25 protein-coding genes and 1 riboswitch are annotated in these 21,677 nt (G+C 40.8%); of the genes, 3 read left to right on the forward strand and 22 right to left on the reverse strand.

Going from position 1 to position 21,677, the window contains the following annotated elements:
* Positions 1-5 precede the first annotated feature (5 nt).
* From NST57_RS13780 to NST57_RS13810, 7 genes are all read right to left on the reverse strand, one after another.
* A complete protein-coding gene (locus NST57_RS13780; RefSeq protein ID WP_341298717.1) occupies positions 6-140 on the reverse strand; it encodes a BH0509 family protein in 135 nt (44 codons plus the stop codon).
* Positions 140-280 (reverse strand): hypothetical protein, encoded by a 141-nt coding sequence (locus NST57_RS13785; protein WP_187441848.1) that lies wholly within the window; start codon positions 278-280, stop codon positions 140-142. Before NST57_RS13785 ends, NST57_RS13780 begins: the two co-directional genes overlap by 1 nt.
* Positions 249-776 carry a hypothetical protein gene (locus NST57_RS13790; RefSeq protein ID WP_341298718.1) on the reverse strand — a complete coding sequence of 176 codons (528 nt, stop codon included), beginning with the start codon at positions 774-776 and terminating at the stop codon, positions 249-251. Before NST57_RS13790 ends, NST57_RS13785 begins: the two co-directional genes overlap by 32 nt.
* Positions 773-928, reverse strand: coding sequence for a DUF6906 family protein (locus tag NST57_RS13795; RefSeq protein WP_341298719.1), 156 nt, complete (start codon positions 926-928; stop codon positions 773-775). Before NST57_RS13795 ends, NST57_RS13790 begins: the two co-directional genes overlap by 4 nt.
* A 108-nt stretch (positions 929-1,036) precedes the next feature.
* Entirely contained in the window at positions 1,037-1,903 is an 867-nt protein-coding gene (locus NST57_RS13800) for an AAA family ATPase (protein WP_341298720.1), read from the reverse strand.
* Complete coding sequence (locus tag NST57_RS13805; protein WP_341298721.1) at positions 1,842-2,693, reverse strand: conserved phage C-terminal domain-containing protein; 852 nt, start codon at positions 2,691-2,693, stop codon at positions 1,842-1,844. Before NST57_RS13805 ends, NST57_RS13800 begins: the two co-directional genes overlap by 62 nt.
* Positions 2,694-2,986: 293 nt before the next feature.
* Positions 2,987-3,190, reverse strand: a complete 204-nt coding sequence (locus NST57_RS13810; RefSeq protein WP_341298722.1) for a helix-turn-helix domain-containing protein — start codon at positions 3,188-3,190, stop codon at positions 2,987-2,989.
* A gap of 188 nt (positions 3,191-3,378) precedes the next feature.
* Between NST57_RS13810 and NST57_RS13815 the strand changes: the two genes are divergently transcribed.
* A complete protein-coding gene (locus NST57_RS13815; RefSeq protein WP_341298723.1) occupies positions 3,379-3,807 on the forward strand; it encodes a helix-turn-helix domain-containing protein in 429 nt (142 codons plus the stop codon).
* Positions 3,808-4,032: 225 nt separating this feature from the next.
* On the opposite strand, the gene NST57_RS13820 is transcribed toward NST57_RS13815, so the two are convergent.
* The 5 genes from NST57_RS13820 to NST57_RS13840 all read right to left on the reverse strand — a co-directional run bounded on the left by NST57_RS13820 (position 4,033) and on the right by NST57_RS13840 (position 8,179).
* The gene (locus NST57_RS13820; RefSeq protein ID WP_017358233.1) at positions 4,033-4,167 is read right to left on the reverse strand and encodes a hypothetical protein; all 135 of its coding nucleotides are present in this window, start codon (positions 4,165-4,167) and stop codon (positions 4,033-4,035) included.
* 19 nt (positions 4,168-4,186) lie between these two features.
* Entirely contained in the window at positions 4,187-5,290 is a 1,104-nt protein-coding gene (locus tag NST57_RS13825) for an AimR family lysis-lysogeny pheromone receptor (protein ID WP_341298724.1), read from the reverse strand.
* A gap of 161 nt (positions 5,291-5,451) precedes the next feature.
* The gene (locus NST57_RS13830; protein WP_341298725.1) at positions 5,452-5,640 is read right to left on the reverse strand and encodes a helix-turn-helix domain-containing protein; all 189 of its coding nucleotides are present in this window, start codon (positions 5,638-5,640) and stop codon (positions 5,452-5,454) included.
* Positions 5,641-5,846: 206 nt separating this feature from the next.
* Positions 5,847-7,163, reverse strand: coding sequence for a CitMHS family transporter (locus NST57_RS13835; protein WP_025207747.1), 1,317 nt, complete (start codon positions 7,161-7,163; stop codon positions 5,847-5,849).
* Positions 7,164-7,318: 155 nt separating this feature from the next.
* Positions 7,319-8,179 carry a LysR family transcriptional regulator gene (locus NST57_RS13840; protein WP_007501609.1) on the reverse strand — a complete coding sequence of 287 codons (861 nt, stop codon included), beginning with the start codon at positions 8,177-8,179 and terminating at the stop codon, positions 7,319-7,321.
* Positions 8,180-8,315: 136 nt separating this feature from the next.
* Here NST57_RS13840 and NST57_RS13845 point away from each other — a divergent pair, with 136 nt between their 5' ends.
* A complete protein-coding gene (locus NST57_RS13845) occupies positions 8,316-9,446 on the forward strand; it encodes a PrpF domain-containing protein (protein WP_142155686.1) in 1,131 nt (376 codons plus the stop codon).
* A 142-nt stretch (positions 9,447-9,588) separates the two neighbouring features.
* Here NST57_RS13845 and NST57_RS13850 read toward each other — a convergent pair whose 3' ends face one another.
* The 5 genes from NST57_RS13850 to NST57_RS13870 form a co-directional block, all read right to left on the reverse strand.
* Entirely contained in the window at positions 9,589-10,305 is a 717-nt protein-coding gene (locus tag NST57_RS13850) for a biotin--[acetyl-CoA-carboxylase] ligase (RefSeq protein WP_142155687.1), read from the reverse strand.
* 71 nt (positions 10,306-10,376) lie between these two features.
* On the reverse strand, positions 10,377-10,835 hold the full coding sequence (locus NST57_RS13855) for an acyl-CoA thioesterase (protein WP_007501614.1): 459 nt from the start codon (positions 10,833-10,835) through the stop codon (positions 10,377-10,379).
* A 123-nt stretch (positions 10,836-10,958) separates the two neighbouring features.
* Positions 10,959-11,723, reverse strand: a complete 765-nt coding sequence (sdhB, locus tag NST57_RS13860) for a succinate dehydrogenase iron-sulfur subunit (RefSeq protein WP_072367454.1) — start codon at positions 11,721-11,723, stop codon at positions 10,959-10,961.
* A gap of 1 nt (position 11,724) precedes the next feature.
* Entirely contained in the window at positions 11,725-13,485 is a 1,761-nt protein-coding gene (gene sdhA / locus NST57_RS13865; protein ID WP_007501620.1) for a succinate dehydrogenase flavoprotein subunit, read from the reverse strand.
* 37 nt (positions 13,486-13,522) lie between these two features.
* The gene (locus tag NST57_RS13870) at positions 13,523-14,131 is read right to left on the reverse strand and encodes a succinate dehydrogenase cytochrome b558 subunit (protein WP_341298726.1); all 609 of its coding nucleotides are present in this window, start codon (positions 14,129-14,131) and stop codon (positions 13,523-13,525) included.
* Between the two features lie 283 nt (positions 14,132-14,414).
* Between NST57_RS13870 and NST57_RS13875 the strand changes: the two genes are divergently transcribed.
* Positions 14,415-14,858 carry a YslB family protein gene (locus NST57_RS13875; protein ID WP_008345974.1) on the forward strand — a complete coding sequence of 148 codons (444 nt, stop codon included), beginning with the start codon at positions 14,415-14,417 and terminating at the stop codon, positions 14,856-14,858.
* A gap of 168 nt (positions 14,859-15,026) precedes the next feature.
* On the opposite strand, the gene NST57_RS13880 is transcribed toward NST57_RS13875, so the two are convergent.
* The 5 genes from NST57_RS13880 to NST57_RS13900 form a co-directional block, all read right to left on the reverse strand.
* Positions 15,027-16,262, reverse strand: coding sequence for an aspartate kinase (locus tag NST57_RS13880; RefSeq protein WP_341298727.1), 1,236 nt, complete (start codon positions 16,260-16,262; stop codon positions 15,027-15,029).
* A gap of 131 nt (positions 16,263-16,393) precedes the next feature.
* A riboswitch (Lysine riboswitch) is annotated at positions 16,394-16,571 on the reverse strand.
* Between the two features lie 61 nt (positions 16,572-16,632).
* Positions 16,633-18,405 carry an excinuclease ABC subunit UvrC gene (uvrC, locus tag NST57_RS13885; protein ID WP_341298728.1) on the reverse strand — a complete coding sequence of 591 codons (1,773 nt, stop codon included), beginning with the start codon at positions 18,403-18,405 and terminating at the stop codon, positions 16,633-16,635.
* A 136-nt stretch (positions 18,406-18,541) separates the two neighbouring features.
* Positions 18,542-18,856, reverse strand: a complete 315-nt coding sequence (gene trxA / locus NST57_RS13890; protein ID WP_034320855.1) for a thioredoxin — start codon at positions 18,854-18,856, stop codon at positions 18,542-18,544.
* Positions 18,857-19,102: 246 nt separating this feature from the next.
* On the reverse strand, positions 19,103-20,581 hold the full coding sequence (locus tag NST57_RS13895; protein ID WP_341298729.1) for an alpha-N-arabinofuranosidase: 1,479 nt from the start codon (positions 20,579-20,581) through the stop codon (positions 19,103-19,105).
* Between the two features lie 75 nt (positions 20,582-20,656).
* Positions 20,657-21,634 carry an electron transfer flavoprotein subunit alpha/FixB family protein gene (locus NST57_RS13900; protein WP_007501631.1) on the reverse strand — a complete coding sequence of 326 codons (978 nt, stop codon included), beginning with the start codon at positions 21,632-21,634 and terminating at the stop codon, positions 20,657-20,659.
* Positions 21,635-21,677 lie beyond the last annotated feature (43 nt).

Raw genomic sequence — 21,677 nt, forward strand, 5'->3', positions numbered from 1 at the left:
TCCTTTTATTCGTCACGTTGCGGAACATTGAGATTATAGATTCTTTCGATTTCTTCGTCTGATAGTTTCTCGCAATATTCGTGACCAATATTTTTCAGACTCAACCACTCGATCATTAAAGCTCTATCATCACTGCTCATCACTTGATGCCTCCCCTCTTTTTGAGGTGGCGCACGGCTGCTGTCTTGATACGTTTTGGACAATCTTCATACCGCGCAATCACTTCCAACTGCCGTGCTGTCGCTTTTTCAAATGGCAACAGGATGCTTTTTCTTTTCATGCTTGTACTCCTTTCCTAGTGCGCCGCCTTTACGTGGTTCGATCTTACCTAACTCGGCTTGATCTATAATCAGCAACAGGATGTCATCGACATTGCGGGCTAAACGATTGGCCATATGTCTGATCGGCTCATGATCCTGCCACATTTGTCTAAATAAAATGATGTCTTTCTCATCCCATATGAAATCACTGTGCGGACAAGCGTAGTAAACCGGTTGTTGTTCAAACAGCTTGCGTAGATCTCTTTTTTTGTAGCTCATAGCGCTCTTTTTGATGTACATAGGATCGTTTGCGCCGACGCCGTTCGGACGCTCCTTGATCTTTCCACGCTTGCTGAAATCAATCATCAGCAGCAATACTTCTTCTGACGGTCGGTTAAATAACTCCGCCATCTCTTCAATTGATCTGCCTTCGTACCAGTAATCAAGAAAACGTTTTAGGCCAACAATCGTCCATTCAAAATTCACATGCTCTAAAATGATTCTAGTGACACTCATTTCGCAATTTCCTTTCTGCGACCGACCTCTTTGTGTACAACGTGCACAGATGTCGTCAGATTCTTTTCTACGAGCCAATAAAGTGGGTTTAACCCATTTACTACTAGGATTTTTCTTTCTGTGCGTGTTGGTTTTCTGCCGCCTTTTTTCATATTCAGCGCGCCTCCTTATGTTTTTTATATTCGTTCAGACTTATTTCCAGCTGATCTATTAAACTATCAACCTTCTCAGATGTGATTTTGTTCATGTTTTACACTCCCTTAGAACGGCAATACTTCTTTACGCTTGTCCGTTGTGTCTTTAAAAATGATGTACTGCTGCTTTTGAGTGATGCGTGATACTAACTTGCTGTCATACATTTGATACAGCTTTTCGCTAGTGAGGTTTGTTGTATAAATCGTCACTTTATCCTGCCGAGCAGATGTTACTTTGTAGATGAGACGATGAATGAAATCACTGGCTTTACTATCCGAATGTTCTGACCCTGTTTCTGCACCGATGTCATCTATCACGAGATAATCGGCTTCACCCATCAACTGAGTCACATACGCTTCTGTGTACTTACTCTCTTTGTTGCTGAATGAATCTTTAATTGCCGTAGCAGCATCTTCCATATTGATAAACAAACAGGATCTACCTTTGTCTTTAGGGTTGTCGGGATCAGGAGGCACATTAAGCTCTCTAAGTGCTGCATATGCAAGGTGACTCTTTCCCACTCCCGGATGGCCCTGCAAAAATATGTTGAACACTTCACCTTGTTGCAAGTGTTTAACAAGATCCAGCATGCGGTTTTTATTCTTTGTCTCTTCTGGCTCAGCAACGTTGTAATTATCAAATGTTGCTTGTGAGACAGTTCGATCCCTAAACATGCTGCGTTTTTCCAACGTGTTAAATTTTTTCTGTCGCTGGCTATATTCAATTTGACTTTCTAAGTCTTTTTGCAATTTCTTTGACTCTTCTTCCAGTTCACATCGAGGGCAAATAACTTTCCCATTCATCACCATCATTCGGACAGGTTTTACAACATCTTCGCTGCCACGGGTGTATGTGTGCTTTTCACAGTAATCAGAATGGAAGGTCATTTTGTCGGTTATGACTTCGGCTGCCGCCACCTTTATGCTGCGCACGCTTTATCACCTCATCACTGTTGTTTAAGTATCCTTCGAATTTTGTTCCGAAAAGTGTTTCGGGACGAAGAAATTTACTCATGTCAGGGTTATCACGCCATTCATAGCATTTTGCTAAGATAACCTTTTTAAAATCATCGAATCTGAATCCCTCGTTCCATCTTGCTTTTATTAGTTGCTGTGTCTTTGGTGTGGTGTGACGGTAATTTTTCTCTGACATTTGATTGAGAAGATCTGTTATGAGTTTGAATGGGATTTCTGATTCATCCGCAGTCGGGTTTCCCGACAATATATCTTTATTATTCTTCTTATTCTTCTTCTTATTATTCTTCTTATTGTCCACTTGTCGTCGGCGTATCGTTGACGAGTCGTCGGCGTATCGTTCGAACAATACCTTGATACTGTCATTTTTCACGTATTCATAAACCAGTCGGATTAGCGATTTATCTTTGATTTCTCTTAACTCCTTTGCAACACAATCCAATACTGGTTTTCCACCTTTATTCAGGTTGTATTTAGCCCAATTTTTTATAGCTAATTCTCTTGTTTCGTTGTTATAAACAATTAATTTATGATGGTTTTCAAATCGATCCATAAGGCTGTTTATTGATTCGATGGAATACCCTAAATCAAAAGCCATTTGTTTTTTTGTAATTGAGTACACACCAATTTGAGTAGTATTTGGATTAGTGATGAGATACAAATAAAAGTACCTGTCCTCTGGTGTCATTTCTTCAGTAACCTTCGGATCATTCCAAAATGTTGTATAGACTTGGCGAAATTTTGCCACGAGTTACTCACCTCTTTTTATGATTAAGCTTGTCCTTCAAAAAAAGGTGAAACAGAAGTTTCAAGCCTCTTTAATTTTTTTGTCCTTCTCTTTTTTTACTGGTGTGTAATAAGGTGCCACAGCCTCAGTAAAAAGCTTTTCTCTGTCTTCTGTTCCAAAGAAAATTTCCCCCACGAACAAGTTGCTTTTTTTCTTTTTCTTTCTTTGAGTCATAAGATCACCTCGAAACATAATATGCAATTTGGACAATGGGACTACCCTGCGAATTATGATTACTATAGGAAGCACTTGGGTTAAAAAAAATAAGCCGGTGGCAAATTTAATTTTTCACTTAGTTGAACTAAAGAAGAGTGCGAAGGGTTTGCTTTTCCTTTTTCCAACTTACAAATATAAGAGCTAGAAAACCCTGTAACCAAGCCGAATTGACGTTGAGTTTCATTTCTCTCTGACCTTAGTTTTTTAATCTTTTCTGCAAAAGTAGAAGTTTCGTGGTACATTGTTTCACCCCCTAAACGCTTCTTATAGGAAGCGCAAATAAAATATACCATCCTTCTGCTTATAGTGCAACCATAAATTTCATAAATGTTTCTTGTAGGAAACTTAAACGTGTTATAATTGATATTGAAAACAGTATTAATTTTAATATTGAAGTCAGTGTTAATGGTGTAAATTGAGGTGACCTTTTTTGAATAATAAAAAAATTGAATTAATTGGAATAAACTTAAAAAGACTGAGAAACGACCAAAAACCAAAACTCTCTATCAGGAAGCTTGCTCAAGAAGTTGGTTTAAGTAACGGCTATTTATCAAAACTCGAAACGGGTAAAATTAAAAGTCCTTCTTTGGAAGCTTTGACAAAACTCGCAGATTTTTTCAATGTTGATCCCACTTACTTTGTGACTGATCCGAGGGACCTTGAAAAAATGGGTAAAGAAGCTGAGAAAGTAGTTTTCGCGAAAGAACTAACTCTTGAGAATATCCAAAATGCAAACATTATAGATGCAGATGGTAAACAAATAACAGATGATGAGCGTAATTTCATGCTAGATGCCCTTAAGAATTACAGAGCTTCTAAGGCTAAATTTTTAGAAGACGATTCACCTGAAGAGGATTGATTTTGATCTTCTTTTTTTGTTGCTTCTATGATTTCCATTAATTCTTCATATTTTATAGCCATTTCTCTTCCCTCCAAAGAACACTCGTTCTATATATGTTTCAATCCACATTGGATATATTTGTTATAATTTCCTGTTTTCGTATTTTTTGAAAACAGGAAACTTCCCCAGAAAACACGAAAGACGGTACCTGATTACAGGTAACGTCTTTTTCATATCTTATATTTACATTCCCGGTCTTACATCTTTTGTTTCATATATTGTTTCTGGGTTGTTAGTGATAAGTGAGTGAATTTCCGAAACAACTATTGTTGCTCCTAGTGTAACTGTTAAAACAATTACATTGAAACGTTTAGTCATGTATAGCACCCCCTAACTCTTAGAGTGTATACCTAAATCCAATTCTATTCAATTCATTTTTTGGGAAACTTGCCCTGAAATAATCTTTGCTTTTTGAAAAATAATGATGTGATAATAGCAACTTTTCAGATGACGATTCTGTTATTCCATCAAAAAGAAGTGCATATTTATTATATCTATCATCCTGATAAAATTTACTTAAATCCCCATCATGTTTTAATAACCTGCTGAATTCACTCACTGCAAATTCATCATTAATTCTTTTATTCCAGTATTTTTGAAGAAAAGTTATTTCTTCCTTATTCTCAATTATTTCGGCCTGTCTATCAGGGAACTTTGAATAGAGTTCAATACATTTAAGATAATAAGAAATTGATTGTTCATAGGATTCTAGAAAATATGAAAGACCTAAAACATGATAAGCAGTAATGTTGTGTGCTGTGCTGAAATTTCTGTCCAAAATTCTGTTAGCAATTCTTCTCGATTGGATTAATTCTGTCTTTTGCTTCAAGTAAATATTAACCTGAATTTCATCTAACCTAGCTCCGTATGCCATTTTTAGAAACGGATCACTAACCTGAAGCAACAAATCATTTATTTGATCAATCGTATAAATAGTTAAATCATAAAGTCCATTCAAATAATAGTAATAAATTTGTAAGACCTTCACCATAATTTCAGTTTCCAAAAATGTGGTTTTAAACTTTCTCAGGTTATCTAAAAAAACGTTACTTTCGAATGTAAATCTGGACTCTATCATTAGTGAATATAAAGAGCATAACTCTTGAGTCTTGGGATTCCTTTTGTTTTTATATTCCTGTGCAATAACTCTTGTATTATCGTACAATTGTTTGGAATAACAATACTCCAAAGCAGCTGGAATATTTTTAGAACTAATACCTTCTTTAAAATAATTTAAAATAAGTTCAATTTCGTTCTCCTTGTCAATGTAATTAATGATCTTATGAACAATCCAGAACGAGACATCCTTACCATTTAAAAATTTGCTTAAATAACTACTGCTTATCCCCAGTTTTGTTGCAACTTGTTTTTGACTTTCTCTAGACATTTCTATTGAGTTTCTTAAATGTGTCCGTAAGTCTTTCGCGATTGTACTTGTCATATATGATCACCTTACCATTGTTAAATTTATCATGAAGTACAAAAAAATGTTGTCGGAAATTGTCGCAGAAGTATGAATTTTTGCTCTAATACACAAGTAATTATTCCTTACGATTCAATTATAACCCTTTTGTGTAACTTATTAACATATGTCTTTTGAAGTTATTTTGTTTGAGAGATTAATTTGTAAAAGGTATGCTTAGCATTCGAAATATGATTTCGAACAGTCTTTTCGCTAATAAAAAGCTCGCTTGCAATTTCTTTTGTTGTTTTATCTTGGACGAGCAATTCGAATACTTCTCTTTCTCTTTTGGTTAATAGCGGCTTGGATTGAAACTCTTTCTCCTTCAAGTATTGTAACCCTCCTTGCTAAGGTGAGAGCTCTAGTCTCTATAGAATGGGATTCTGTATAGTCGAGATATCATATGCCGGGTACTTGAGGTAGGTGACGTTAAAATCGAGAATTCCCGCAGATGAGCGTCCAATTTCCTCCCCTTCAAACCGCACAAAAAAGGACGAGTCCCCTATAGAGACATCGTCCTTTATCAAACAAGCTTTTAAAATATCGAAATGGCTCCTGTTAAAAGAGCAATAAGTGTTGTAAACAGGGCTGTGAGTACGGTCCATAGCAGTGCGTACTTTTGCAAATCACCAATATCTTTATTCAACATACTCACAAGCAGTAATGTGGAAGCCACAAGCGGACTCAGCAAATGGACAGGCTGTCCGATAATAGAAGCGCGCGCAATTTCTACTGGATCAATTCCGTAAGCTGCGCCGGCTTCAGCTAAGATCGGAAGCACCCCGAAATAATACGCATCATTTGAAAGAACAAATGTAAATGGCATACTCGTCAAAGCGACAATGAGTGGAAAAAATGAGCTGTATGAATCTGGAATCATGTAAATGACCAAGTGAGCAATGGACTCCACCATTTTTGTTCCCGAAAAAATGCCTGTGAAAATCCCTGCTGCAAACACAAGGGTAATGACCGTTAAGGCATTTCCTGCATGCGATAAAATCCGCTCACGCTGATCTTCCACTTTTGGATAGTTGATCATAAGCGCAATGACAAAGCCAATGAGAAAGAGTACAGGAATCGGTACGATATCCAATACAAGTGTGACCATGACAGCAATCGTCAGGAAGAAGTTGACCCAAATCAGGTTTGGTCTCTTCATATCAGCTACGCCATCTTCAATTGATGCCGCCAATTCAGGAGAGATCGAGACCTCTTCTTTATACTGAATCTCGGCAACCCCAATGCGCTTCCGTTCTTTTTTTCCAAGAACATACGCTGTAAAAAGGATAAAAAGACCGCCCCCTATCATCGTCGGGAGTAATGGAATGAAGAATTCCGCTGCATCTAAACCAAGTGCAGCAATCGCACGAGTAGCTGGACCGCCCCAAGGCGTCATTCCACTCATAATGCCTAGTGATAATAATGAAATTGTCCCTAAAATCAGCGGGTTCATCCCAATTCTTAAGAAAAGTGGCAGCATAGCTGATACGGTAATCATGTACGTTGTCGTCCCATCACCATCTAATGCAACAAGCATAGACAAAATCGCTACCCCAAAAGCAATTTTGACCGGATCGCCTTTCACAAGACGTAAAATCAGTTTGATCAATGGGTCAAACAATCCAGCATCCAGCATGACACCGAAAAATAAGATGGCAAATAACAATAAAGCAGCAGATGGTGCAACGGTCTTGAGTCCATCAAGCATCATGTCCCCTAATCCGCTGTAAAATCCACCGATTAATGCAAAGATGATTGGCACAACGGTTAGAGCCACCACCGGATGCATACGTTTTGTCATAATAAGAAATGTAAAAGTCACGACCATCAAAATCCCTAAAATAGCTAGCACTTCATATCCCTCCATCCTCTTCTTTACACGATCCACAAGCACCCCTTTTGCACTTGTGGCCCGAAATGTTAGCGCTTTCTATTTCAAGGATATAATAGCTTTTTTTATAATGAAAATATCGATTTTTTCGTCTATTCAATAAATTTTTTTTATAATTAGCCTTGCTGACTTCTTAAAAACTCAATGAATGCTTTCACAACAGACAAATGAAGGGAATCCGGCTGGTACATGAGCCATGTATCTCTTAAAACAGGCTGTCCATCTTTATACGAAAGACCTTTTACAAATAGCTCATCACTTGGTCTGAGGCAAATTTCCGGGACAATGGCATAACCTAAACCATGCTTCACCATCTCTTTTGATGTATCTTGCCTGTCTGTCTCCATTGTCACAAGCGGAGGCATCGTGAACGTCTCCTGCCACCATCTGTTAATCAATCGTTTTAATGAACTATCCGTGTGATAGTCAATGAGCGGCAACTTAGGAAGATCCTTTAGCTGTATTTCTGATTTTGAAATGATACAAAGGCGTTCTTTATCAAGCAAAAATCGCTCTCCATTCCAGTCGTAATCTCCTCTTAAAATCCCTAAATGTACACTTGATGTACCTAATAAATCCATGACTTTTGTGCTCCATCCTGTGTTCACCATAAATTGAACATGTGGATACTGCTTAGAAAACTCTCTTAAAATTTCCGGCAATTTATATTGAGCAAAGTTACTCGACACCCCTAACCTGATCGTTCCTTTGACCTTTTTTTGCATATTGAGCATGCCATCTTTCGTTTGCTGGAGCTGCTTGAGCATGTCATTTGCGTATTTAGCCAAGTATTCGCCCTCTGATGTAAATTCAATGCCTCTTTTTCTTTTAAAGAAAAGCTTCATGTCAAATTCCTCTTCAAGCTGTTTCAATCGATAACTTAAGGCAGGCTGCGATACAAATAATTTTTCTGCCGCTTTTGTGATGTTCTTCTCTTCATATAGCACCTTTAAAAACCGCCAATCTTTCTCATCCATTGTGTGTCCTCCTTTTGACCTTGTTATAAAAATATTTTATCGGTTTCTCTTAAAATAATGTATTTAACTTATTTCTTATTATACTTTACCATTTTGATTAGATAAATAGTAACTAATACAATTGAGGGTGAGAGCAATGAGAAAAGTTCCAATCACAATCATGCGAGGCGGCACAAGCAAAGGGGTCTTCATTCAAGCCAATGATGCACCGTACGAACACGATGAGCTCGAAGCATTTCTATTAGACATTATGGGCAGCCCCGACCGGCTCCAAGTTGATGGAATCGGGGGCGGTAATTCTTTAACTAGTAAGGTGGCCATTATCGATAAAGCCACTCGTCCAGATGTGGATGTGAACTATACGTTTGCACAAGTCAGCATCAATGAAAGATTTGTCGACTTTAAGGGAAACTGTGGGAATATCTCATCAGCGGTTGGGCCGTATGCCATCATTAAAGGACTTGTCCAAGCAGTTGAGCCTGTCACAACGGTACGTATTCTGAATACCAACACGAATAAAATCATTGTGGCAGAGGTAGAAGTCGAGAACGGAGAAGTAAAATTTGAAGGACAGGCAGAAATTCCAGGAGTGAAAGGAACAGGTTCTCCCATTTATTTATCCTTTGAGAAACCTGAAGGCGCTGTCACAGGTAAAACCTTTCCAACTGGAAACAAAATGGATACGATCCAGACAAAGTTTGGAGAGATTCCAATCTCAATCGTTGACATTGCAAATCCAATCGCCTTTGTCCGTGCCAATGATATTCAATTAAAAGGAATTGAATTGCCTGAGAAGTTTACAGACGAATTGCTGGATGATTTAGAAGGGATTCGTTCCATCGCTGCTGAAATGTGCCATTTTGCACCAAAAGAACTGGCCACATTACAGTCTCCAGCTGTTCCAAAGCTTGCAATTATTAGCGAGCCTGCTGATTATGTAGATACAAATGGAATATTGAGAAGAGCAGCAGATATGGACATCATCGTTCGGATGCTATCGATGCAAAGACCGCACCAAGCACTTGCCATTACCGGCTCTGTCTGCGTGACAGCCAGCTGTTTCATGGATCAAACGCTTCCGGCACAGCTGTTTGAAGGTCAAGATGATACACTTCGAATTGGTCATCCTGCTGGTATTATGCAAACTGAAATTGATATCTCACAAAACAGAGTGAAAGTCATTCGAACCGCAAGAGAAATCCTAGATGGAGTGGTCTTTACAAAAAAAGACTACATGGTTCAACCTCAAATAAAAAGAGAAGCATAAATGAGACGTCATCTTGTCGACAAAGAGCTAAAATGAACTGATTTTAGCTCTTTGTCTTTTTTCAGTGTGAAGATCTTAAAGCAACTCCGTTCTAACACCGAATGCAACGGTTTGTCTACACACTAATCGAACGAGAAAGTGTCTACTTGGGCGGTGCATCAATATCTCCTGCTGAATGGGCTTTTATATGTCCTTGATCATCTTTTAACTGAATATGACCATAACGGTTCACACCGCAGCAAATCCCTTCCTGCCATGTTTGCTTTTCACGATCTAATGAAATACGAAGCGGTTGATTCAGACGATATAATCGTTTGTTATAGAGGGCAGTGAGGGCTTCAAATCCTTCCATTTGCCAGCGTGTATGGTATTTTTCAAAGGCAGCTGTCAAATCTTTCACTAGCTGGTCCGCTTTCACATGAGTCAGTTCTGATAAGCAAACGGTTTTATACGGAACTTGCTCCGGCTTCGTCTGTACATTGATGCCTACACCGATGTAGATGGCGCTGCGGTCTGCTTCAATTAATGTGCCAGATACTTTCGCTTCATTAATCAATAGATCATTTGGCCATTTGATTGCTAGCTGATCATCTTCTCTCATGAGTGGTTTGAGTACATCATAAATGGCGAGTGCCGTCAGCGGGGCAATCGTTGATTGGGTGGAGATATCTACTGGCGGTTTTACTGTCATCGTGACAGCCACATTCCCTGTAGGCGTTTCCCACGGTCTGCCAAGCCTGCCTCTCCCTGCTGTCTGCTGCCGGGCATATACGGCAAATGAAGGGGTTTCCCCTTGCTGAATGAGCCTTTTCGCTTCATTATTTGTACTATCAATGGTGTCGTATTGAAAAATCTTCATGTGATCTCCTTTTGTTTCATCTTCATCTGATCTTTTTATTATAACAAAATGAAGCATTCAGCCGTGATTCTTTAATGTCGCTGTGCTTGAAAAGTTTCTTTTTCCTCTTCTGTAAACGGTACAGGGGCACCGGTGTCTTTACTTATTTGCACCATCGTGACAGAGCCTGTAAAACACGGTTCTTGCTGCTCATTTTCTCCTAAATAATGAAGGATGAGAGAGCTTGATCCAACCTTTTCCGGCTTTACATACACACGCAGCCTCTCACCGATTTCCACTTGCTTGATGTAATCACATTGAAGGTTTGCCACGACCGTAATCGTCTCTCTCGCGCGCTTCATTCGTTTATCTACAATTCCCGTTTTTTGAAAGAAGGCAATCCGCGCCTCTTCAAAATACACAAACGGGGTGACATTGTTCATGTGACCAAACATATCCGTTTCTGAAAAACGGACGGTTGTTTCCACATAAAATCGAAACGATGCCCTCCACTCTTCAAACGGTTCTTCAATATATGACGGCAGCCTCATTTGATCCACTCCTTATTCGCAAACAAAACGCCTCTCCCGTATTGGAAGAGGCGTTTGTTATGTTTTTGCATCCAGCCTCTTGTAAACACTCATCATGATTGGCAAGGAGGACTGAATGTGATGTTATTCTGCGTGATCGCTTCCGAAGAAGTTACGGAAAGCTTGTAATGTTGTATCTCGGTTAAGTGCTGCAATTGATGTTGTGAGCGGGATTCCTTTCGGACAAGCCTGCACACAGTTTTGAGAGTTCCCGCAGTTTGCAAGACCGCCATCACCCATAATTTCTTCTAAACGGTCAGACTTATTCATTGCACCTGTCGGATGTGCGTTAAATAGACGAACTTGTGAAAGCGGTGCAGGGCCCATAAAGGAAGACTTATCATTCACGTTTGGACAAGCTTCAAGGCAGACACCACATGTCATACACTTTGAAAGCTCATACGCCCATTGACGCTTTTTCTCAGGCATTCTTGGTCCAGGTCCAAGATCATATGTGCCATCGATTGGCACCCATGCTTTGACTTTTTTCAATGAATTGAACATACGGCTTCTATCAACCTGCAAGTCTCTCACAACCGGGAACGTTTTCATCGGCTGAAGACGAATCGGCTGCTCTAACTTGTCAATCAGTGCAGTACAAGACTGGCGAGGCTTTCCGTTAATGACCATGGAACAAGCGCCGCATACTTCTTCAAGACAGTTCATGTCCCAGTTGATCGCCGTTGTTTTTTCACCTTTTTTATTGACCGGGTTACGTCTGATTTCCATGAGTGCGGAAATGACGTTCATATTCGGACGGTAAGGGATTTCGAATTCCTCATCATAAGGCTTGCCATCTGCTGTATCTTGACGTGTGATAATAAATTGAATCGTGTTTTTTTCACTCATCTTATTTCTCCACCTTTTTCTTCGAGTAATCTCGTTTACGAGGTGCAATTAACGATACATCGACGTCCTCATAGTGGAATGCAGGTTTTTGGTTTTTCCCTTTGAACGTAGCCATCGTTGTTTTTAGGAATTCTTCATCGTTTCTTTCTGGGAATTCCGGTTTATAGTGTGCGCCTCGGCTTTCATTCCGGTTGTAAGCCCCAATCGTAATGACGCGTGCCAGCTGAAGCATGTTGTCAAGCTGACGCGTGAAGGCAGCGCCTTGGTTGCTCCATGAAGCTGTATCGTTGATGTTAATATGCTTATAGCGCTCCATCAGTTCTTCAATCTTCTCATCTGTTTTTAAGAGCTTCTCGTTGTAACGAACCACTGTCACGTTGTCCGTCATCCATTCTCCAAGCTCTTTATGAAGCACATATGCATTTTCTGTGCCATCCATGCTAAGGATGTTGTCCCATTTCTCCTGCTCTTTCTTCACGGCACTGTCGAATGTTGCAGATGATAAATCTTCTGCAGACTTTTCAAGACCGCTAATGTATTTCACAGCATTTGGTCCAGCAACCATTCCACCGTAAATCGCAGAAAGCAATGAGTTTGCACCAAGTCTGTTTCCGCCGTGCATAGAGTAATCACATTCTCCTGCAGCAAACAAGCCTTTGATATTCGTCATTTGATCATAATCAACCCATAATCCGCCCATTGAATAATGAACAGCCGGGAAAATTTTCATCGGAAGCTTACGCGGGTCATCACCCATGAATTTTTCATAGATTTCAATGATTCCGCCAAGCTTAATATCAAGCTCTTTTGGATCTTTGTGAGAAAGATCTAGGTACACCATGTTCTCTCCGTTGATGCCAAGCTTTTGCTCCACACATACGTCGAAAATTTCACGCGTTGCAATGTCACGTGGTACAAGGTTCCCGTATGCTGGGTACTTTTCTTCAAGGAAGTACCAAGGTTTTCCGTCTTTATATGTCCAAACACGTCCACCTTCACCACGAGCCGATTCACTCATGAGACGCAGCTTGTCATCTCCTGGGATCGCTGTTGGGTGAATTTGAATGAATTCTCCATTAGCATAATGAGCACCTTGCTGATAAACGATCGATGCAGCTGATCCGGTATTAATCATGGAGTTCGTTGATTTACCGAATACGATACCAGGGCCGCCTGTTGCCATGATGACAGCATCTGAACGGAAAGATTCGATTTCCATTGTCGTCAAGTTCTGTGCGACAATGCCTCGGCATACTTCCTCGTCATCTAAGACAGCGCCAAGGAATTCCCAACCTTCATATTTCGTCACAAGCCCCGCTACTTCATAGCGGCGAACCTGCTCATCTAGTGCATATAATAACTGCTGACCTGTTGTTGCACCAGCAAATGCTGTACGGTGGTGCTGTGTTCCCCCGAAACGGCGGAAGTCCAGTAATCCCTCTGGTGTTCTGTTAAACATTACACCCATCCGATCAAGTAAGTGGATAATGGACGGCGCTGCTTCACACATTGCCTTTACTGGCGGCTGGTTAGCTAAAAAGTCTCCGCCATATACCGTGTCATCAAAATGCTCGTAAGGTGAATCTCCTTCACCTTTTGTATTGACCGCTCCGTTAATTCCGCCCTGTGCACAAACAGAATGCGAACGTTTCACAGGTACGATTGAAAATAGTTTAACAGCTGTTCCCGCTTCTGCTGCTTTGATAGTTGCCATGAGACCAGCTAAGCCGCCTCCGACAACGATGATGCTAGAATTACTCATTGTAGCCCCTCTCCCTCTTCTACTAATCTATTTCCTCTTAAACAAAAGCGAAAATTGCTCTTAGCCCTACATATGAAAGCGCTATAAATATACCTAATGTCACATATGTGGAGATTCTTTGTGAGCGTGGTGAAACTGTAATTCCCCAGCTGACAGCAAATGACCACAAGCCATTAGCAAAGTGGAAAATAGTAGATAAAACGCCGACAATATAGAAACCTAGCATAAATGGAGAGCTTAAAATATTCGCCATCATGTCATAGTTTACTTCAGCACCAAGCTGCGCTTGAATGCGTGTTTCCCATACGTGCCAAGTGACAAAAATCAATGTGATAATACCTGTAATCCGTTGCAGTCTGAACAACCAGTTTCTTAAGTAACTGAAGCGAGACGTGTTGTTTTGTGCCGTAAAGGCTATGTACACCCCATAAACAGCATGATAGATCAGTGGTAAGAAAATCACGAACAGCTCAAGTGCATATCTGAATGGAAGCTGTTCCATAAAGTGTGCAGCTTTGTTAAACGCCTCTGGTCCATTCGTCGCAAAGTGGTTAATCACTAAGTGCTGTACTAAAAATAGACCGACCGGAATGACGCCAAGCAAAGAATGCAATCTCCGATAAAAAAATCCTTTGTTCCCCGACATTACTTTACCCCCTAGTAAAAAAAGTGCAATTGCTTGAAAATTGTCTTACCCCCGCTTCTTTCAATTGTAAGCACTTTATTCAAATTTATTGACAATTTCATTTTACTCCTATGTCAAAAAAGCGTCAAGAAACCGCGTACATAAATTAAAATTTTCCGAAATTTAAAAGTTTTAAATCAAAATTCGTTTTACTACAATAAGAATTTCTTAGACTTCAGGGAAAACTCTGTCATCATATGCCCACATAAGCTATAATAAATTGTTGAAAGAGGGGAGCCATACAATGAATAAATTTGAATCTAACTTAGAACAGCTAAAAGAAATTGAAGTCAATGGATTTGCCTACGAGCTGATACGCGAAGTTCTGCTGCCTGACATCCTTGGTCAGGATCATTCATCTATGATGTATTTTGCGGGTAAACTGCTTGCTCGTAAATTTCCTCAAGAGTCATGGGAGAAGATCCCCGAATTTTTCCATGATGCCGGATGGGGAACTCTCACGATGGTCCATTCTAAAAAACAGGAAATTGAGTTTGAGCTCGAAGGTCCACTTGTATCGAATCGACTCAGCTATCAAAAGGAGCCATGCTTTCAAATGGAAGCAGGTTTTATCGCTGAACAGATTCAGCTTCTCAATGAGCACGTGGCTGAATCCTATGAACAAGTAAAAAAGCGTGCTGATAAAGTCATTTTAACCGTTAAATGGGATTTAAGAGACCCTAGCTAACACTGTTTATGAAAGGCGATGACTTCGTGTCACGCCTTTTTTATATACCCTTCTATCATAGCACAGTTGGCGTACCGGTTTACGCACGTTTTCCTTTCTTCATATGCTGATGATTTCCAATATAAAAAAGAGGTGTATCTTTTCATGAGATACACCTCTTTTGAAGATTTAAGAATGAGCAGCTGCGCTCACTTTTGATAATTCAAACGCATCATGAAGGGCTTCTACAGCTTTCACCATATCTTCACGATCAACGACTGTTGAGACTTTGATCTCAGACGTACTGACCATTTTTACCTGAATGTCTTTTTGCGCTAACACAGCGAACATTTCAGCCGCAACGCCTGGGTTTGAAACCATACCAGAACCCACGATGGATACTTTGGCTAATTTGCTTTCTGTCTCAATCTGCTCATAACCAAGCGCACCTTTGTATTCTTCTAATACTTCAACTGTTTTAGACAAATCATCCGTTTTGACAGAGAAAGAGATTGACGTCTGATTCGTGCTGGTAACGGACTGAATGATGATATCGACATTGATATTTTGCTTCGCTAGTGTCGTAAAAATAGTCGACAGCGTTGTTAAACCGCTTGAAAGGCCGCATACCGTCACGCGTGTCATCTGATCTTCAAATGCAATTCCTCTTACAACTAAATTTTGTTCCATGGATGATTCCTCCTCAATGAGCGTACCCGATTCATTTTCAATACTAGAACGGACTTCTAGCGGGATTTGATAATTTTTCGCAAATTCGACCGCTCTCGGATGCAGCACACCTGCTCCTAAATTGGCTAACTCAAGCATTTCATCGTATGAAATTCCTGCAAGTTTTCGCGCAGACGGCACATAACGAGGATCTGTTGTAAACACACCTGGTACGTCCGTATAAATATCACATTTGTCCGCTTTGAGTGCCGCAGCTAGTGCCACAGCAGTCGTATCTGATCCACCACGCCCAAGTGTTGTAATATGTAGATCATCCGCAATTCCTTGGAAACCTGCTACAACGACGACTTTTCCCGCACTCAGTTCTTCTTTGATTCTTGTTTCATCGATGTCCACGATTCTTGCATTTCCGTGCACCTTCTCTGTTTTCATCCCAGCTTGCCAGCCTGTAAAGGAAATGGCATCATAACCTTTTGCTTGGAGCGCCATCGCTAATAATGAAATGGTCACCTGCTCACCAGTTGTCAGTAGCATATCCATTTCTCTTTTGCTTGGATCATCTGTGAGTTCTTTCGCTAGGTCTACTAGAACATCCGTTGATTTGCCCATCGCAGACACAACCACGACCACATCATTTCCGGCCTCGCGTTCAGCGATGACTCTCTCTGCGGCATTGCGAATTTTTTCTGTCGATCCAACAGATGTTCCACCAAATTTTTGTACAATTAGTCCCATGTCTACCACCCTTTTTCAAAAGATCACGTGTGAGAGAAGAGGCTGCGGAGACTGCTCTCGTCACTGCAAATAAAAAAGCAATGAGAGAACAAATCTCCCATTGCTTTAAAATCATCATCAAACGATGCAAACAATGAGATAGCCCTCCAAGAAATGAATTCTTGACAGCCCTACATTTCTTCAATGTACAGCCAGCGAATAAAATGAGTGGATTTTATTCACTTCGGCGACGCTCCCCTTTCAGCCCTCTTCCTAGATCCCCTCGATCTCTGAAGGCTTACTCTTGAAGTTCGCACCTCTATCTTCAACAAACAACACGTTCATTTATTAAATTAGTCACATCTTAACAGACTTTTGGAAAAAGTACAATCTATTTTTTTAATGCCTCCATTAAAAGTTCAGCCGTTTGTTTCGGAATACCAGCGTCCTGAAAATCCTGGATAGAGGCTTCTTTCATCTTTTTCACAGAGCCAAAATGTTTAAGTAACTGCTTTTTGCGCTTTTCCCCGATACCTGGGACATCGTCTAGAATAGACTGAAATGCATTCTTCCCGCGCAGCTGCCGGTGAAAACTAATCGCAAATCGGTGCACTTCATCTTGAATGCGCTGCAATAAATAAAAGGCCTGACTATTCCGTTCGAGCGCAACCATTTCAAGCGTATCACCCATCATCAGATTCGATGTCCTGTGTTTTTCATCTTTCACAAGACCTGCCACAGGAACAGACAGATTTAATTCATTTTCGAGCACATCTATGGCTGCGTTGATTTGTCCTTTTCCTCCGTCGATTAAAATCAAGTCAGGAAGCGGCAGTTCATCCTTTAACACACGGGTATACCGCCTTCTAATGACTTCACGCATGGATGCATAATCATCGGGGCCCTCAACGGTTTTAATTTTGTATTTTCGGTATTCTTTTTTATACGGCTTCCCGTCTTGGAAGACAACCATAGCGGATACGGGGTCTGCTCCTTGAATATTGGAGTTATCAAATGCCTCAATCCGGTATGGCATATAAATATTGAGTGCATCGCCAAGCTGCTCCACTGCACCAATTGTCCGTTCTTCATCACGCTCTATAAGCGAGAACTTTTCTTTGAGAGCAATTTTGGCGTTTTGGTGGGCAAGTAAAAGCAAATCCTTTTTCTTTCCTTTTTTTGGCTGATGAACATTCGTTTCAAGCAATTGCTCAATCATCTCTTGATCGACGCTGTCCGGCACCAAAATTTCCTTCGGCAAAAAGTGGTTGTTTTTTTCATAAAACTGCCCCATAAACGTGAGAAATTCTTCCTCAGGGTCTTGATACATCGGAAATAGGCTGACATCACGTTCGATTAATTTCCCCTGTCTGATGAAGAAGACTTGGACACACATCCAGCCCTTATCATAAGCATAGGCAAACACATCGCGATCAGATAAGTCACTCATCGTCATCTTTTGCTTTTCCATCGTTGAGTCGATATAAGCGATTTGATCTCTCAGTTCTTTTGCCCGCTCAAACTCTAATTGTTCGGCCGCTTCTTGCATCTTCTCTGTTAATTCTTTCTTGATTTGCTGATGTCCTCCGTTTAGAAATCTTGTGATTTCATCGACGAGCTGTTTATTCGTTTCTTCAGAAATGTCATACACACACGGAGCAAGGCATTGCCCAAGATGATAATAAAGACAGACTCGGTCAGGGAGTGTCGCACATTTTCTAAGTGGATATAAACGGTCGAGCAGCTTTTTCGTTTCTCTTGCTGCTTGTACGTTCGGATATGGACCGAAGTATTTCCCTTTATCCTTTTTCACATTGCGGGTGACAATCAGCTTAGGGTGACGTTCATTCGTAATTTTAATAAAAGGGTACGTTTTGTCATCCTTGAGCATGACATTGTATTTCGGGTCATATTTTTTGATTAAATTCAGCTCTAAAATAAGTGCCTCAATATTTGAAGAGGTGACAATGTATTCAAAGTCTTCGATTTCACTGACAAGCCGTTGCGTTTTGGCATCATGAGATCCTGTAAAATAAGAGCGGACCCTATTTTTTAATACCTTTGCCTTTCCCACATAAATGATCGTATTTTGTCTATCTTTCATTAAGTAACAGCCTGGTTGATCAGGTAAGACTGACAGCTTTTCTTTGATCAATTTGTTCATATTTTCATCCGTCCTTGTTTTCCTCTTTCACTCCTTCTAGTGTATCACGAACATTTGTTTTATACCACGATGAAAGAAAAGCGGCTCTCTATACGAGAACCGCTTTCGAGATCATGCCACGCGGGCATAGATCGGTTTATAGATGTTTGTTTACAAGCTCAGCTAGTGCTTCTTTTGGTTTGAAACCAACAGACGTTTCAACGACTTCACCGTCTTTTAAAACAAGAAGTGTTGGGATACTCATAACGCCGTATTTACCAGCAGTTTCTTGGTTATCATCCACATCAACTTTAACAATTTTCATTTTATCGCCCATTTCTTGATCAAGTTCTTCAAGAACTGGAGCAATCATTTTACAAGGTCCGCACCATGGTGCCCAAAAGTCTGCAAGAACAACACCTTCTGCAGTTTCTTGTGAAAATGTTGCGTCAGTAGCTTTTACGATTGCCATTATTCATTCCTCCAATGTAAATTATGCTTTTTAGTATAGCATCTACCAATGCGACTTGCGAATGAAATGCTTACGAATCATTTTTTATGAAATGAATTAAAAAACAAACCGTATAATCGCACCAATAACAACAATCGCACCAATGATCATCAGAATGGTTCTAAGCATATGACATAACTCCCTTTCCGCTTCATTTACAATGTATGATGCCCCAACATTCTTCTCATCAAACATTGAAATATGCGATCAAGCCAGATCGACAGTCAACATTACAACCGACATAGGCGGGAGATCCATAGTCAGCTCGCCGTGCTTCACAGCAAATTGCCGAAAGTCCGCAGGCTGAACGGAATGAGGATCATCAAACGTATTGTGCGCATTCATCCGATCAGATGTTAGCACACGGCCAGTGACCTTCGTTTTTGCATCCATTCCCTCTATCGCAAGAGATACGTTTGCTTTTTCATGGGGATTCAAATGACATAAACTAATATGCATCTTGTCAGATGACCGCGAGGCTGACACACTGACTTGAGGCATTTTTTCACCCCGGTGTTCATACGAAGGGGCATTTAATTCTACTTCAAGCGCTTCTTCTTCTTGATGCACTTGAAACATGTGAAATACGTGATAGGTAGGTGTCAGGAGCATCTTCTCGTCCTGCGTTAACACCATCGCTTGCAGAACATTGACGGTCTGGGCAATATTCGCCATATGAATCCGCTGGCAATGGCGATGAAAAATATGAAAATGCAAGGCACAGACTAGGGCATCTCTTAATGTGTTTTGCTGATACAAAAACCCTGGATTTGTCCCCGGTTCTGGATCATACCATGTCCCCCATTCATCAATAATCATCCCGATTCGCTTGTCTGGATCATAACGATCCATGATTTTTCCGTGTTCCACGACAAGCCGCTCCATTTCAGACGCCTTTTTCAGCGTTGTAAACCACTCATCCTCATCAAAATCGGTCGCTGACCCTTTTTTCTCCCATGTTCCTGGGACCGTATAGTAATGCAAACTGAGCCCATCCATCCACGGCGCTGCACGCTCCATTAATACTTTTGTCCAATTCACATCATTTGAATTCGCACCGCATGCGATTTTGTAAATGCGCTGACCAGCAAATTCTCTCACATACGTTTGGTAGCGTTTATATAAGTCTGCATAATACTCTGGCGTCATATTTCCACCGCATCCCCAGCTTTCATTGCCTACACCAACATACGTCAGCTTCCACGGTTCTTGTTTTCCATTTTGAATGCGCCAATCCGACATAGGTGTCCCCTTAGGAAATGTGATATATTCAATCCATTCTGCTAATTCTTGAACAGAGCCGCTTCCAACGTTTCCACAAATATAAGGCTCACATTCAAGTAATTCACACAGTCTCATAAATTCATGTGTACCAAACGCATTTGATTCAACGGTGCCACCCCAATGAGTATTCACCATCGGCTTTCGTTCACTAAGGTCACCGACGCCGTTTGCCCAATGATACTCGTCTGCAAAACAGCCACCCGGCCACCTCAGCACCGGGATATGTAATGCTTGAAGGGCCTTTAGCACATCAGTACGAATCCCTTCAACATGATCAATCTCTGAATCTTTCCCTACCCAAATTCCGTCATAAATTCCTCTTCCTAAATGCTCTTGAAAGTGTCCATAGATGTGTTTAGAAATGCGTCCAATCACTTCATTGACTTTTAGTGTCCCATTCACTTATAAACCGCTCCTTTGTTTCGTGATGACATACAAAAAAACCCAGAATACCTAGGCATTCTGAGTGTATGAGCGTTAAGAGTGGATATTCATGTTTTTTAACTCTTCATTTAAAAGCGGAACGACTTCGAATAAGTCACCAACTATTCCGTAATCAGCGATTTTGAAGATTTCAGCTTCTGGGTCTTTGTTGATCGCAACAATAACTTTACTGTTAGACATACCTGCTAAATGCTGAATGGCTCCTGAAATTCCGCAGGCAATATAAAGGTCAGGTGTAACGACTTTACCGGTTTGACCAATTTGCAAGGCATAATCGCAGTAGTCAGCGTCACATGCACCACGCGAGGCACCGACTGCTGCGCCGAGTGTTTGGGCAAGTTCTTTCAGCGGTTCAAAGCCTTCTTTGCTCTTGACGCCTCGTCCTCCTGCAACAATGACCTTCGCTTCAGATAAATCTACACCTTCTGATGTTTTTTTAATGACTTCCTTCACGATTGTTCTTAGGTTTTGAATATCGACAGAAACTGGCGTCACTTCTCCGCTGCGTGACGCATCACGCTCCAGCGGTGCCACGTTGTTTGGACGGATAGTAGCCAAAAGCAGACGATCTGTTGAAATGACTTTTTCAAAAGCTTTTCCTGAATAAATCGGTCTAGTGAAAACAAGATGTTCACCGGTAACGCTTACATCTATTGCATCTGAAATTAAGCCAGTTTGCAGGCGTGCAGCTATTTTTGGCGACAAGTCTTTTCCGATCGATGTATGACCGAAGAGCACTGCATCAGGATTGACTTGATCTAATATTGCTTGAAGCGCCTGCGCAAAACCATCAGACGTATAATAAGAAAGATGCGGGTGCTCGACGATCATCACATGATCCGCTCCATAATAAAGCAGTTCATCCGCTTGATCTTTGACGTGATCCCCTATTAAAACGCCAATCACTTCACCGCCATCAGCCACCTCGTGAGCGGCAGCAATCGCTTCAAACGTCACATTTCTTAATTTACCGTCACGACTTTCTCCAAGTACAACAACTTTTTTACTCATCCTTTAAGCTCCCCCTTGTTCTCGTGATATCGTAAAATGGATG

The sequence above is a fragment of the Bacillus sp. FSL M8-0077 genome, assembly GCF_038050255.1.
In the GTDB taxonomy this organism is placed as follows: Bacteria; Bacillota; Bacilli; order Bacillales; family Bacillaceae; genus Bacillus; species Bacillus altitudinis.

Excerpts from the sequence above, each read along its gene's own strand:
- NST57_RS13780 (WP_341298717.1), bottom strand. The coding sequence starts at position 140 with ATGAGCAGTGATGATAGAGCTTTAATGATCGAGTGGTTGAGTCTGAAA.
- NST57_RS13785 (WP_187441848.1), bottom strand. The coding sequence starts at position 280 with ATGAAAAGAAAAAGCATCCTGTTGCCATTTGAAAAAGCGACAGCACGG.
- NST57_RS13790 (WP_341298718.1), bottom strand. The coding sequence starts at position 776 with ATGAGTGTCACTAGAATCATTTTAGAGCATGTGAATTTTGAATGGACG.
- NST57_RS13795 (WP_341298719.1), bottom strand. The coding sequence starts at position 928 with ATGAAAAAAGGCGGCAGAAAACCAACACGCACAGAAAGAAAAATCCTA.
- NST57_RS13810 (WP_341298722.1), bottom strand. The coding sequence starts at position 3,190 with ATGTACCACGAAACTTCTACTTTTGCAGAAAAGATTAAAAAACTAAGG.
- NST57_RS13820 (WP_017358233.1), bottom strand. The coding sequence starts at position 4,167 with ATGACTAAACGTTTCAATGTAATTGTTTTAACAGTTACACTAGGAGCA.
- NST57_RS13825 (WP_341298724.1), bottom strand. The coding sequence starts at position 5,290 with ATGACAAGTACAATCGCGAAAGACTTACGGACACATTTAAGAAACTCA.
- NST57_RS13840 (WP_007501609.1), bottom strand. The coding sequence starts at position 8,179 with ATGGATGAGAAAGATTGGCGGTTTTTAAAGGTGCTATATGAAGAGAAG.
- NST57_RS13845 (WP_142155686.1), top strand. The coding sequence starts at position 8,316 with ATGAGAAAAGTTCCAATCACAATCATGCGAGGCGGCACAAGCAAAGGG.
- NST57_RS13850 (WP_142155687.1), bottom strand. The coding sequence starts at position 10,305 with ATGAAGATTTTTCAATACGACACCATTGATAGTACAAATAATGAAGCG.
- NST57_RS13855 (WP_007501614.1), bottom strand. The coding sequence starts at position 10,835 with ATGAGGCTGCCGTCATATATTGAAGAACCGTTTGAAGAGTGGAGGGCA.
- sdhB (WP_072367454.1), bottom strand. The coding sequence starts at position 11,723 with ATGAGTGAAAAAAACACGATTCAATTTATTATCACACGTCAAGATACA.
- sdhA (WP_007501620.1), bottom strand. The coding sequence starts at position 13,485 with ATGAGTAATTCTAGCATCATCGTTGTCGGAGGCGGCTTAGCTGGTCTC.
- NST57_RS13870 (WP_341298726.1), bottom strand. The coding sequence starts at position 14,131 with ATGTCGGGGAACAAAGGATTTTTTTATCGGAGATTGCATTCTTTGCTT.
- NST57_RS13875 (WP_008345974.1), top strand. The coding sequence starts at position 14,415 with ATGAATAAATTTGAATCTAACTTAGAACAGCTAAAAGAAATTGAAGTC.
- NST57_RS13880 (WP_341298727.1), bottom strand. The coding sequence starts at position 16,262 with ATGGGACTAATTGTACAAAAATTTGGTGGAACATCTGTTGGATCGACA.
- uvrC (WP_341298728.1), bottom strand. The coding sequence starts at position 18,405 with ATGAACAAATTGATCAAAGAAAAGCTGTCAGTCTTACCTGATCAACCA.
- trxA (WP_034320855.1), bottom strand. The coding sequence starts at position 18,856 with ATGGCAATCGTAAAAGCTACTGACGCAACATTTTCACAAGAAACTGCA.
- NST57_RS13900 (WP_007501631.1), bottom strand. The coding sequence starts at position 21,634 with ATGAGTAAAAAAGTTGTTGTACTTGGAGAAAGTCGTGACGGTAAATTA.